Source organism: Marinobacter albus, assembly GCF_030238305.1.
GTDB lineage: Bacteria > Pseudomonadota > Gammaproteobacteria > Pseudomonadales > Oleiphilaceae > Marinobacter > Marinobacter albus.
The window spans coordinates 2,251,950-2,265,128 of sequence record NZ_JASSQD010000001.1; the positions used below are offsets into that span (position 1 = coordinate 2,251,950).

The following is a 13,179-nucleotide window of genomic DNA, read 5'->3' on the forward strand; positions in this document are numbered from 1 at the left end:
TTCAAAGTTCCCGTATCCAGAAAGTCATGGGCTTTTCCGTCTCCTCGGACTCATTCACATCTTTCCAGGAATAGCGGGTGTTCAGCTCCGGTAGCCTGCGATAGCCCCGATTCCGCCAAAACCGGTCAAGTGGCTGGTAATCCAGGGGGCGCAGCGGATGATCCTCCGGCCGCTCGACAGCGCAAAAGCAGCAATGGGTAAACTGGCCCTGTTCTCGGGCATAGGCCTCACGGTAATCAAAGAAAGCCACACCAATCCCCTGGCCCCGGTACTCTGGATACAGCACCGATTCGCCGAAGTAGAAGATGCGGTCTGGATCGTATCCCTGCTCAACAAAAGGGCGCTTGAACTCTTCGGTTTCGTCGGCCATGGGAATTCCGGTGGCCGCACCAACAATTTGCTTTCCGTCTCTAGCAAGCACGAAAAGGCTGTCCTGCGATGAGGCATAGGTGTCCAGATATCTGCGCTCATAGTCCATATCCCCGTCATAGAGATAGGGGAAGCTTCGGAATACCCGGATCCTGAGGCGAGCAAGATCATCCATGTAAGGAGAGATCCCGTTTCCGGAAAAACAATCAATACGAATGGCCAAAACAGTCTCCGATCAGGTTTTACTGAAGATTCCGATGCCGGCATTCCCGAACCAGAGTGTCCTGCCAGGCATTCAGGTCAACGGAACAATGACTTAACACCTCGAAGTCCCGGTTTTCAAGGATCTCTCGTAGCGGAATCCCTGAGCTCTGGATCAATTGGTCACGGGCTTCGAGCAAGCCAGCCACATGGTACCGGTAAAGACGAATGAAATGGGTTATCCAGATGTTTACGGGCCAGCTTGGCGAGGCATGGTCAATCTCGAACTCTCCCAGATGAGGGATGACCTGGTCTGCAGTATGCCACTTCTCGTCGGTCACCCAACGATTGGTGGTGAACAGACCGATCGGATAACCCCAGGCATCCATGGAAATGGCAACGAGGTGCATCGTCCGATCCTCACCGTGAACCTCGTCTGGCACCCGCAGAAAGGTATGGAAATGCCCATGCTCAGGGCTGTCAGGGCGATGGGCGTGGTAGTAATACTGGCATCGGGTATCCCGGTCAAAGACATCGCCCTTGGGGTAATGCTCCATCTCATAGAAGGTGCCTTGCCCCTTCAGGATTTCACCAACGATATTCAGCCCGCCTTTCTCCAGCACGCGATAGCACTCCCGGACCCGGCTGGCCGAGTCCAGCAGATTTTCGAGTTCTTCATCCGCTATCGCCGAGAGGTCGGGCTGAATCTCCATCAGAGCCCCATCAGTTCCCGGACAGCGCCTTCCCTGCTGGTCTTCAGACCGGCCGCTCGCCCCTCCTCAATGGCAATTTCCGCCGGCACACCCATATGGAACCGGTACAGGGCCCACATGGCACCTACCCTATTGCTGCTCGCGCAGTGCACCAGGATGGGATAGTTTGTCGGCGATGAGGCGATCTTCGAGAATGCTTTCACCTGGTCCCAGGTGGGCGCGGTGGTCGAAACCCCAAGGCCATGGAAATTCAGGCCAGCCGCGTGTGCCTCGGTTTCCTCCTCGGCCACGCCCTCCTCTTCCGTGAGCAGACTGACCACCGTCTTGAAACCCTGTGCCTTCAGTTCAGTCATCGCTCCCTTCTCGACATACCCTCCGGCAGCAATGAATGGCGACGGACGATTGTAGTTCTTCACAACCGGAGGCATTTCGCTGCCAAACGGCACCTTGGCCCAGTCGTTTTCAATGGCATACGGCAAAGCGCGGTCAGGGTTTTGTGTGGCGCTACGCGGAACGGCAGCCGGCATGGCTCCCCCGGCGCCACTGTCTGACCCGGAACCAGCCGCACACGGGTTTGCCGACGGATTCGATGCTGCGCAAGGGTTGGCCGCAGCGCAGGGGTTCGCGGCAGCACAGGGGTTGGCGGCTGCCGTTTGACTGCTTGTCTGGGCCTGGGTTGCTGGTGGATTCTGGGAATCGGAGCACCCGGTAACCCCCATACCCAATGCGATGGTAATAGCCATTGGCAATGCGGCGCGCTTGAAACGATAAATGGTCATGGCAGTGCTCCTTCAGTTCTGTTTATTGCTTTCCCGGTATAGATCGGACGCCTGGTACGGCCCGCCAAGTTTGCGCTCGAGCGTGCTACCCAGTCTGAAACCACCCCAGGCCAAGGCCGCCAGAGCAAGAATGATCAGCCACTCCGGAACGCCGGTCAGATCCATCAGGGTTTGCCCTTCAGGTCCGGGTGTGGCGAGGTATAGCTGCTCCAGGGGTCCGAACCAGGCAGCGAACAACGCAGTGCCCAACAGCATCCCAATCATGAACACGAAGGCGTCAATGCGTCCGCCCGCGAGTCCCGCCACCGAGGTGCCCGGGCAGTAGCCACCGATGGCGAATCCTGCACCAATCAGCAATCCACCCACGGCCATCGCGACATAGAATGGCGAGGGCACGTAATAGCTGCCATTACCCATCAGCCCCATTTGCTTTGAAAGCCACAACAGCAGGGCCGCCACGATAACGGCGGTGAACATGACCTTGAACACCGACCAGTCTTCAAGGCGAAACTGCCCGGTGAGCTTCCGGGGGCTTCCAAAACCTGCATTCTCAAGCACAAAACCGAACAGAAAGCCGGCGAGTAAACCGGCCGCAATACCGGAATCATAGAGAGGCCAGATCATTGCCAATACCTCCTTACAATGAAGCTGAACAGGAACCCCGCAGCAAAGAAACAGATCAGGAATACAAAACCACCGACTGCCAGTGCGGCGCCGCCGGATAGCCCGAGGCCACTGGTGCATCCTCTTGCCAGTCGGGCACCCAGCCCGGTCAGAACGCCGCCGACCAGAGCCAGGACAAGCCGGCTCCCCACCCCGGATGACGGCCCCCGTTCAATCTGCGGTCTGAACCGGCGACCGGACAGCGCTCCTACCAACGCACCGACGAAGGCACCGAGCACTTCCCAGGTGATCCAGGCCTGCAAGGGTTCACCACGGACGTAATCGCCGAGATAACGGTTGGCCGCCGTCAGTTCTGGAGCCAGCCATTGACCGGCTTCCGCAGTAAGACGAGTGAAAAAGCCACTGGCACCCAAGCCATGGCCGGTGAGGACAAAAGTCAGAAAAAGGGCGAGCCCCAGAGCAATGCCTGCCCAGAGAGGTGACCAGAAGGGACGCGGGAACATGAGTGCTCCTTTTCATTCAGTTAGATATAATTATTTTATATATAGTTATTCCTAACTTTTAAACATCCCGGATCATAGACTGCTCGAGAAGTGATCTCTATCAATTATAGAGACTAAATTCGAGCCATAAAAAAACCCAGCGAATGCTGGGGTTTCTTATTGGTGGGCCAGTTGGGATGAATCTGAGCACTGGGAAATACCACTGCCTTGGCCTTTGAATTCATCAGGATAAAGGGTTCGTTGATTCTACGTGAGGGACTGAGTCCTCCACCCCTCAAGGAGTCCCCCTGAAAGCTGTAAAATGACAAAGCGCATTGGTCATTAATGCACCGATTTTGGGGAACGTTAAAAAAAGGCCGACAGCGGCCTCAGGTACCCGGTCTCAACCACGAAGGGTTCGGAGCTAGGATCTATACAACGCGTGTGGCAATGACAATAGAACGTAGCCCCAGGGTCACCCGACAATTCCATTTGACCGTTTAGGTCGCAAAGCGGACATTCAGTTTTTGCAATAACGCCTCAAACAGGGGCGTGTGTTAGCGCGTCCCGGCCGAAGGCACTTGCTGCTTTGTTTTGATAGGTTTTTCCATTTTGACAATTGCATGACCTTTGAACTCAGATTTCAGTAACTCGTGTAGTTCTGCTATTACTTTCTCTGTATCTGAAACAATCAAATCTACAAATTCGATAAGCTGATCTGTAAGATCTTTCATAGTCTCCGATAGGCGATGGCCAAGTGCAGCATTGATCTGATTGAGGGTGACATCTTGACCATTTTGAAAGCCTGCCTTGTCCGCTACAGGCTGCACATAATTAAAATGAATTTCTGACCTTTGGTTGATTAAATTAATAGTTGATTCTACTTCTGCTTGAGTTGAAGATAACTCATTGAGCATGTTTGCATTTTTTGATTTAAACAGGAAAGACAGAGATGCATAATCTAATTCCAAACCACAGACCATTTCGCCAATTATTGGTCTGATTGCGACAAAGCTAGCGGGATGATCTCTGAACGGGTCTATTGCCTGACGCTGAATACTAATAAACCTGTTGTGGCAACGCATTAAAGCGAAGATAGCTTTATTTCCTGCATCAACTCTCTCCTCAACTCTTTGCTCCAATTCTTTTCGTCTTTGGAGCAAATATGCTGCCCAAGCACCTGCAAAAGCTGCAACTAGCGTTACCAAAGAAGGCAGATAGTCTTTAAGTTGAATGTCTGTAATTTTGGCAACTAGACCAAGAGATACGCCAACGCAGAAAGACAGAATTGCTATTACTATTCTTCTTTCATTTTCTCCGGGAAATATCACAGAACTCTCCTAGAAGCCTAACGCCAGCCATAAGCGGCACCCTGACAAGCGCGTCCGGTGGAGGGCCATCGGCCCAGAACAACCTTGACGGCCTTGTTAGGCCTGACGGTCGACGAAATCTTTTGCGTCTTGAGCAGAGGCAAAAGATCTCCCCTCGATCCAGTAGGTTATAAAATTGTGCTTGATTGTGACGCCTTTATAGGTGAAAGAGTGTGGAGGTTCATTTCTTTTATCGAGAGCAGATTTCCTCTCTGCCTCCTCAGAAATCCCTTCCATTATTTCAATTTCATCTTTGATTGATTGAACTCGGTAACGAATATAGAGGGACTCAGCTTTCTGTTCCGACCCATCGCAATTCGCTAGTGCTTTTGCCCAGAGTCCGGCCCGCTTTTCACCTCTAGACAACTCTTGGAGGACTTGCTCATACAGTTGCTCCTCTTGCAGTCTGGCCGCGGCAGATTTCCTTCTGAACTTTTCAAACAAATCAAACTCTCCTTTGCCGCCTTAAGACAAGTTCAGGCGCGGCGAAGCCGTCGGCTGGAGCGCCTAGTTAGCTCCGAGACACGCTTCCAATAGTAGACTACCTTCGCGAGGATCTTGGAATTGTATTCTTTTTTGAAATCAACCGAGTAAACTTCGGTCTTGCCTATATCAACGACTGTAATATCAGAACACCAAAGTTCATGGTATCCGTGAGTGGTATCAACTGAAAAAATCATACGGCTGGGAATCTCAACCTCTCCAGTTACCTCAAGACGAATGTCGACATTCCCTTTCGCTGGAACTTCGAATTGATGTTTCAACGAAAAAACAGCATATCGGCTGGATAGCCGCTCAGCATACTGGGGCTTCCCGCCAATTCGTTGCTCCACCTCAAAAAACTTCCTTGAGTAGCAGTCTATTCTCTTCGTTTCAACGGGATACGCCTTTCTGTTTTTCGTCACAAGGATAAATGTTAGGCCCGAGTCCTTCTTTTGCACCACCACCCTAGGAATGGTAAGAGGCTTTCGCGCGCTGCTATACCAACCAATCAAGACAGACAGGATTGCGATGAACGCAGCCAACGAGGCAAGTGTATCCACAACAACTTTAAAATCCATGCTCTCTCCAAGAGCTAACGATGAAGCACAGCGGCGGCTGAAAGCCGTCCGGTGGCCGAAGGCCACTTAATGCGGCTGCTTGTTAGATTGCATTGGCACTTTGCCCCTCGACCTCTAAGAACCAGAAGCCTCCATACTGTTGCCAGGCTAGTTGGTAGTGCCTTTCCAACCGGAAACTGACCGCTTTCCCACCAATTGGAGTGTCAAACGTGTGAGGGCCAAATTGTGCCCCTTGCGACGTATCGTAAGCCCAACACTTGGAGCTCTTGTTTTTGGGGTTTACAAGGCGGGCCATGTCATTCATGACAAGAGAGACTCCTTGCGTAGCAATACCTGAGGCAACATATCTTTCTAGGAGGAAAATATCGAAATACAGATCTTTCATGAAGATGTCGGTCGCACCGCGATTCCCACCGGACGCCGCTTTCGTCCGGTAGCATTTCATCTCGATAGCGATCTTGTGAACGCCACCTGGCCCTTGGCCTGTGAACAAAAGATCAATCTCCCGATTCGTACCGTCAACGTTTACCCCTGCCTCAAGCTCTACCCGGGTCGCCTCATCTTCGTGAAATATGATCAGAGGGGCTAGCTGCTGCAAGATATACGCATACTGCAGTTGCATTGAGGCTTCCTTGTTCACAGGGATCAGCCCGCCCCCGACCTTGCGGGAAAAGATTAGCCAAGCCTCGCTGACGGCGGCTCGCATTCTCTCAGGGAGATCTTCTGCTTCAAGGTTTTTCACGATGCTTCCTTGCAATTCAACGCTGGGCTTTGCGGCGGTTTTAAAGAAGCGAAGCGACGAAAAAACCGTCCGACAACAGCCCCTTGTTAAGAGCACTATTCACGTGATTTCTTGCTCTGTTCAGTTTTAAGCGCTTGAATAGATTCGTCGCGTTGACTTCTAACCTTTTCTAGCCATTCGTCTGTTGCAGATAATAGGCCCGTTGCGGCCCCCATGAAAAATCCGAATACACACATGATTGCTACCGCTGACCCAGTCGCCCCGAAAATGGCCGAAACGAAAATCAGAGAGGCCAAATATAGAGGAACACTTTCACCAGCAGAACGTTCCCATTCTCTCTTCTTTCGAAGGTTATACCACCTAGATGAGAAGTGCCCGATCAAAGCAAATAGGTAAAACGGAACGACGAGATCTCCGAACGATAAGAAGTCTGGCATCCCCATCACAGCTCCCTCTGTGGCAAACTCTTAACGCTTGCAGCATGCGCGCCCACGGGATGGAGCCGAAGGCGCAATTTAGTGGGCGTCGCCGCGCCTGGACTGGTTATGCACATCCGGCACTAAGTTCATCAGTTGCTCCTCTCCGCCAATATTGAGAGAGCGATTAGATTGGCTTTTCCAGGCAAGTCCCTTACTGAGCTCAAAGTCCCGCTCAGCCTTGAAATTGGTGCATAAGACTTACCCGCTCTCACCAAAATTTGGGGCCACGGCTCTGACTCTTGAAGTCGCAACATGGTTTGTGACAACTGCACCCACCAATACGCTTCCCTGAGATCACTTTCAGACGAACGGATTTGGGAAAAGATGTACTCGGACTCCGAAACAAAAGTCTCGATCCTGCGCTGAATATAGATAGGATTGCTATTCAGATCTCCCAGCGCTTTTACCATAGCGTTGGTATCAAGATTCCCAATTTTTTGAACTTCAGATTTTACCCAGTCACTCTCAGAAGGGGTTGGAGCTTTAACGGACTGCTCGAGTTGGCCAACCATGCCTTCGAATAGCTCTAGGCCATACATCCGCGCTTCTCGGCTTTTGTAATCAAATTCGCCTCCGAGTAGGCCGAGAATTACTTGCTGCCTATCCAGCTCTTGTCCTGATGATACAGCTGGGAAGCCAAGTGTAAGTATGAGCATAGGGATTACTAGTTTATACACTTGCTCCTCCTTAACGCATGACAGTAATTAGGCAGCGCGCTTTATCATTGCAGAAATTTGACTACGTCATGATTACTGACTTTGAACCATCAATCGCGCTGCACATAAACCGATAAAACAATAGCTTAGCCGAGCATGATCATCTCTGCCATTTAATCATTCAGCGTCTGCAATTTGCTCCGCCAATCATACTGGATGAAATGGCTCTGATGAGCTTGGAGACTATGGAGGAAAGCCCTGACTCGAATGTTCGCTTTTGTTTAGAAAACTCTATATCCGGTCCGCCACATGCTGCATCGACCTGAGCAAAATTCGGCCAATTTATGGTGTCATGACCAATACAGCAGAGAACGGGTTGTGGCGGCCAATGAACCGGCTCCCTCTGCGGCTCCCGGCTCCCGCTCAGCGATGGAACTTCAGACAGTAATAGGTTTTCTCGCCTGACTAGCGGTTGGATTAGTCTCTGGCCGGTGGTGTAGAGTTAAGAAAATTAAGAAATCGGAGCTCCCATGCGGTTGATTATGCTGTTTTTTGCGATATTGAGCCTGGCTTCAACAAACGTCCATGCTACTGAAGCCGTCGCGGACTACTTTCAGAAGTATCGATGGATAGAAAATGGTGTGGACTTTCTAAAGAGCAGAAGTTTGGAATTGGCTCCGGTAACCAGCTGCAAAAAACTCAATGCCATGTTTGCTGAGGATGATCTCACCGCAATCCAGAAAAAGCGTGAATGGGAGGCCTATGACGACAAGCTGATACCGCTAACGGGCGTCGTTCAAGAAGTCGCTGAGATTCCCCTATCAGATGACTTCCTGGCGATATTCAAGTGTTCGGGGTCAAAATCGTTTGTTTCGGACTTCACTGTACGCATACCCGCCCACAAATCTGACCTTGCCTATGAAATGAATGTCGGTGAAAAACGCCGTGTCTATGTACGTCTGAAAGATTACAGTTCGCGAAGCGGCATTGAGACGGAGATGGATTACGGCTCGTTCGCAGGCGGGCTCGATGGATGCAAACCAACGCTTGCTCGCATAGCGAGGTCAAACGGCGAAATCGTTTACGGATGCAATGATAACGATTACTTGGTCCGGAAAATCGATGTGGACATGGGCGAAGGTACTTTGGAGCGCTTCTACTTGGTTGATCTGCGTGAGACCGGTGACACAGATAAAAACTTAGTTATCTATGCGTCGGGCCCGGTTCTGAAAGGCGAAAGCCTCTATCTGCATGTAAATTCTCAAAAAGAGGTAATTGGCCACGTTTCATCTGCTGGGAGTTGTGTTTTCGAAAATGAAAAGGATTTGGAATCTCCTCTCTCCGTTCTGTCTGATAAAGATAAGGAAAGAGTTGCCAGCATCAGAAGAATGAAAAACCCGACCGGTCGTGAAGCGATAAATAACTATCTACAATTCAAGAAAGACCTCACAGCATCAAATAGTGATTACTCTTGCGAAGTCAGGCAGCTGATGCATTGGGTAGCGATACGGAATGTCTTCGTCCTTGCAAAATGACTCCTGAGGTCCAACTAAACTTCGTAACATCTGGTTCGGCGCCCGCGCCGAACCCAAGACGCTGAAATACTATTGGGCCCATAATCTGGCCGCTTTCCAAGCGTAGTCAATCCTAAGGTCGCAAAGCGGACATTAAGACCCGAGTCCCACCTAACCATTCTCCGCTTCAATTAGTTCGAACCCTTCGGTTTTCAGGTTAATACGCAATCGGGGATCAACCTCTTCAAGGCTGTGAATCAGGCCTTTACGACGGTCGTCACGGAAGGCTATTCGACATCAATATTACAACAAGTCGGAATGAAAGATTGAAACCCGAGCTAAACTGAATGAGTAACGTGACCGCAAACTAACCAGCGAAGCCATCGAGCCGTGAAGCGATGAAAAAGGTTGCGTCGTTCTTGGGAGTTCATGATGAACGAAGAACTTGAAACGGACTATCTCATCGTGGGTGCCGGGGCTGCGGGCATGGCTTTTGCGGACTCGCTGCTCACCCATTCCGACGCATCTGTCACCATCGTTGATCGACGCCACGCGCCTGGTGGGCACTGGGTTGATGCTTATCCCTACGTCCGCCTGCACCAGCCTTCTTCCCTTTATGGGGTCAGTTCGGTACCGCTTGGTCAAAATGCCATCGATGGCACGGGCACGAATGCCGGCTTCTACGAGCTCGCCGGTGTCGACGAAATCCGGGCCTATTACAGCCACGTGATGCAACGCCACTTCCTCCCTGGTGGCCGTGTTCGTTATTTTCCGAACTGTGACTATCTGGGTGATGGCCACTTTACCTCCCGGCTGGGGCAAAAATCCTGGACGGCGAATGTCCGGCGTAAGGTGGTCGACACCACCTATACCGAAGGCGCCGTTCCCGGTGCCAGTGCGCCGCCGTTTGAAGTGGCCGACGGCGTTCACTGTGTCCCTGCAGGTGGAATTGCCAGTATCACGGACCGCCCGGAACGCTTCGTTATCATCGGTGCGGGCAAGACCGCTCTGGATGCCTGTGTCTGGCTGCTGGAACAGGGCGTTTCCGCTTCTGCAATTCAGTGGATCAGACCGCGCGAGTCATGGTGGTTGAACCGCCGCTTTCACCAGCCCAATGATCTGCTTCCGGATTTTTATCAGGGTATGGCTGTGCAGCTCGAAGCCATGGCACAGGCGACCTCGATTGAGGATCTGGTATCGAGGCTGGAAATTGACAAATTCTTTCTTCGCATTGACCCCGACATTGTTCCAACCATGTTCCGGGGTGCGGTGATCAGCGAAGCAGAACTGGAGCTTCTGCGTCAGATCAAGGACGTCATCCGCCTTGGGCATGTGCGGCGAATAGAACGGGACCAGATCATCCTTGAAGAGGGCAGCGTGCCCACAAGCGAGGGGACCATGCATGTCCACTGCGCATCGAAAGGGCTTTCGCGCCCGCCTCTTCGTCCGATTTTTGAGCCTGGCCTGGTAACCGTTCAGCCATTCCTGTGGGGGTTCGCGTGCTACCAGTTCGCGATGCTGGGCGTTGTCGAGGCAACTCTGGACAGTGATGACAAGAAAAATCGCCTGTGCCCACCGATCGCATACTGGGACGTGAATACAGATTATCTGTCGGCGTTCCTGAGTGGCCTTGCAAACGAACGTGCCCGGGCGGCCTACCCGGATCTGGCAAACTGGGCCAAGAATACAAGGCTGAACCCGCTCTGCGGAATCAAGCTCTACCGCGATCTGCCGAGCGTCGCCGATGCCCACGAACGCATCAAGCGCTCCGGGATGGCGGCGGTGGGCAACCTAGTGAAACTCGTCCGGACCAAAGCCGCCTGACCAAAAATGACTAATCGTTCTGCTGTAGTCCCGAAACGGTCTAATAATGCACTGGTATTCCGGCTGGAAGGGCGCAGGATAAAGAGTCAAGCCCCGTTGGGGCAGGGAGATGGTTATGACCAGTTTACAGCAAGGAACGGTTGATACCTTCAAAGAGCAGTTTGCTGGCCCTGTCTTTGAGCCGACCGACGCCGGTTACAACGAGGCTCGTCAAATCTGGAACGCCATGATTGACCGAAAACCGGCGCTGATTGCCAAGTGCAGCTCGGTGGAAGATGTGGTGTCTGCGGTCAACTTCGGACGTGATCAGTCACTGCTGATCTCGGTCAAGGGAGGCGGGCACAACATTGCGGGCAATGCCGTTTGCGACGATGGCCTGATGATTGATCTGTCGCAAATGAAGGACATCGAGATTGATGTTGAAAAACGTCGTGCGTTTGTCGGACCTGGCTGTACACTCGCCGATTTTGATGCGGCTGCCCAGATGCATGGCCTGGCGACACCGCTGGGCATCAATTCCACAACCGGTGTCGCAGGGCTGACCCTTGGGGGCGGGTTTGGCTGGCTCAGTCGCAAATACGGCATGACCGTCGATAACCTGATGTCCGTTGACATGGTGACAGCCGATGGCCGCCAGACACGCGCCAGTGCCAACGAGAATTCCGATCTTTTTTGGGGCACCCGCGGTGGTGGGGGTAACTTCGGTATTGTTACCCGGTTCGAGTTTGAGCTGCACCCCGTAGGGCCGGATTTGTTGAGTGGGCTGATGGTATTTCCGTTTGATCAGGCCAGGGCGGTGGTGACGCAGTTTGCGCGCTTTACTGAAACCATGCCTGATGAGCTCAATGTGTGGCTGGTTATTCGTCATGCGCCGCCCTTGCCTTTTCTGCCCGAGTCGGTCCACGGCCAGCCGATTGTCGCCCTGGCGATCTGCTATGTTGGAGATCCGGAGGCTGGCGAAAAACTGATTGCGCCCCTGCGCTCATTCGGCGACCTGCATGGCGAGCATGTAGGTGTTCAGCCTTTTGTCAATTGGCAGCAGGCCTTTGATCCACTGTTGACCGAGGGTGCGCGCAATTACTGGAAGTCCCACAACTTTGTAAAGCTGACCGACGATGTGGTAAAGGTTGCGCTGGAGTACGGGGACAAGCTGCCATCGCCCCATTGCGAGATATTTATTGCTTCCATTGGTGGCCAGACCGGCCGGGTGGCGCCTGATGCCATGGCCTATTCCAGCCGCGACGCAAATTATGTAATGAATGTGCACGCACGCTGGGAAACACCCGCGGAAGACGAACGTTGCCGCCAGTGGGCCCGCGCATTCTTTGATGCCACCAAACCCCATGCCAGCAGCGGCGCCTATATCAACTTCCTTTCAGAGGACGATACCGACCGGGTTGAGTTCGCCTACGGGGAGTCTTACGAGCGGCTGGTAGAGGTGAAGCAGAAGTATGATCCGGAAAACCTGTTCCGGATTAATCAGAATATCAGTCCCCACTGAGGACTTCCCCCGGCTTGAAATTCCCAGAAGGCCCGGAAAAGTGGGGTCACGGTTGTTTTTGGGCACGACCTGCCAGCAGCTCTTATCCGCTTTGATTTAGGCAATGGTTTATTATCCAGTCCACCCATGTAGTGGTCGACTAATTTCGGACCGTATTTTAAGTTTGTCCACATCGCACCCCCGGAGCACGTGAACACGGCTTTACCGGATGGTTACGGTTAATTTCGACCCTTTTCCGGTAATCCTTTGGCCAGCCGCTAACGCCATTGGCGTCTGGTAGCGCAATGCTGAATGGGGCCGGTTTTTCGGAGGGAGTTACCCACCGGCGGTTTTACAACGGCTTACCAATGTTCGCTTTTGTTTAGCTGGGCCCGGAGTATGCCCTGGTCGCAAAGCGAACATTCAGGTTTGGCAATAACGCATGCCAGCATGCGCGCCTTTGTTTAATAGCTCCCCTGCAAATGGAGGCCCACCCCATTCTCTTGCTTCCTTGTTTTCAGCAAGATTGTTTTCACCTCAGAATCGGACGACGAATTTAGTACTCTGTGTGGAATTCTGAATCAGCGCCCCATCCTCGGATCTACTTTAAGTTTGTTTTGGACTTTGTCTGGAGTTAGGCGGGTAATTTACTGATCTCTTGTTTAACGGCGGTTTATTGGATGCTGCCAAGTTCCATGAACAACAACACCGCGCATAAGTTAAATATTGTGCTGAATCCATGATCGCTCATCACTCGTTGCTACGTTTCGTGGTACTCGTTATCGAGTGCGCGGGTCAGGCTGGCCTTAATTTCACCCCAGATAGCCACGAAAAACTCGGTCAGCGGCACCGCCAGCACCATGCCGGTCCCCCCCTCTCGAAATA

General features: G+C 52.3%; 13 protein-coding genes. 3 read left to right on the forward strand and 10 right to left on the reverse strand.

Going from position 1 to position 13,179, the window contains the following annotated elements:
- Position 1: 1 nt before the first annotated feature.
- The 10 genes from QQF73_RS10455 to QQF73_RS10500 all read right to left on the reverse strand — a co-directional run bounded on the left by QQF73_RS10455 (position 2) and on the right by QQF73_RS10500 (position 7,497).
- The gene (locus QQF73_RS10455; RefSeq protein ID WP_228743163.1) at positions 2-544 is read right to left on the reverse strand and encodes a GNAT family N-acetyltransferase; all 543 of its coding nucleotides are present in this window, start codon (positions 542-544) and stop codon (positions 2-4) included.
- A 67-nt stretch (positions 545-611) separates the two neighbouring features.
- Positions 612-1,283 carry a DUF6969 family protein gene (locus QQF73_RS10460; RefSeq protein WP_219865528.1) on the reverse strand — a complete coding sequence of 224 codons (672 nt, stop codon included), beginning with the start codon at positions 1,281-1,283 and terminating at the stop codon, positions 612-614.
- Entirely contained in the window at positions 1,283-2,062 is a 780-nt protein-coding gene (locus QQF73_RS10465; protein WP_219865527.1) for a protein tyrosine phosphatase family protein, read from the reverse strand. The genes QQF73_RS10460 and QQF73_RS10465 overlap by 1 nt, the downstream gene beginning before the upstream one ends.
- Before the next feature lie 12 nt (positions 2,063-2,074).
- Entirely contained in the window at positions 2,075-2,686 is a 612-nt protein-coding gene (locus QQF73_RS10470) for a DUF6691 family protein (protein WP_219865526.1), read from the reverse strand.
- A complete protein-coding gene (locus QQF73_RS10475) occupies positions 2,683-3,189 on the reverse strand; it encodes a YeeE/YedE thiosulfate transporter family protein (RefSeq protein ID WP_219865525.1) in 507 nt (168 codons plus the stop codon). The genes QQF73_RS10470 and QQF73_RS10475 overlap by 4 nt, the downstream gene beginning before the upstream one ends.
- A 536-nt stretch (positions 3,190-3,725) precedes the next feature.
- On the reverse strand, positions 3,726-4,499 hold the full coding sequence (locus tag QQF73_RS10480; protein WP_285368163.1) for a hypothetical protein: 774 nt from the start codon (positions 4,497-4,499) through the stop codon (positions 3,726-3,728).
- Positions 4,500-4,595: 96 nt separating this feature from the next.
- Positions 4,596-4,982, reverse strand: coding sequence for a hypothetical protein (locus QQF73_RS10485; RefSeq protein WP_285368164.1), 387 nt, complete (start codon positions 4,980-4,982; stop codon positions 4,596-4,598).
- 32 nt (positions 4,983-5,014) lie between these two features.
- Complete coding sequence (locus QQF73_RS10490; RefSeq protein ID WP_285368165.1) at positions 5,015-5,599, reverse strand: hypothetical protein; 585 nt, start codon at positions 5,597-5,599, stop codon at positions 5,015-5,017.
- Positions 5,600-5,681: 82 nt separating this feature from the next.
- Positions 5,682-6,341 (reverse strand): hypothetical protein, encoded by a 660-nt coding sequence (locus QQF73_RS10495; RefSeq protein WP_285368166.1) that lies wholly within the window; start codon positions 6,339-6,341, stop codon positions 5,682-5,684.
- A 568-nt stretch (positions 6,342-6,909) separates the two neighbouring features.
- Entirely contained in the window at positions 6,910-7,497 is a 588-nt protein-coding gene (locus QQF73_RS10500) for a hypothetical protein (RefSeq protein WP_285368168.1), read from the reverse strand.
- A gap of 509 nt (positions 7,498-8,006) precedes the next feature.
- On the opposite strand from QQF73_RS10500, the gene QQF73_RS10505 reads away from it, so the two are divergent.
- From QQF73_RS10505 to QQF73_RS10515, 3 genes are all read left to right on the forward strand, one after another.
- Positions 8,007-9,011, forward strand: a complete 1,005-nt coding sequence (locus tag QQF73_RS10505) for a hypothetical protein (protein ID WP_285368170.1) — start codon at positions 8,007-8,009, stop codon at positions 9,009-9,011.
- A 408-nt stretch (positions 9,012-9,419) separates the two neighbouring features.
- Positions 9,420-10,814 (forward strand): NAD(P)-binding protein, encoded by a 1,395-nt coding sequence (locus tag QQF73_RS10510; RefSeq protein ID WP_285368172.1) that lies wholly within the window; start codon positions 9,420-9,422, stop codon positions 10,812-10,814.
- Between the two features lie 115 nt (positions 10,815-10,929).
- Positions 10,930-12,315, forward strand: coding sequence for an FAD-binding oxidoreductase (locus tag QQF73_RS10515; RefSeq protein WP_219865520.1), 1,386 nt, complete (start codon positions 10,930-10,932; stop codon positions 12,313-12,315).
- The last annotated feature ends 864 nt before the right edge of the window (positions 12,316-13,179 follow it).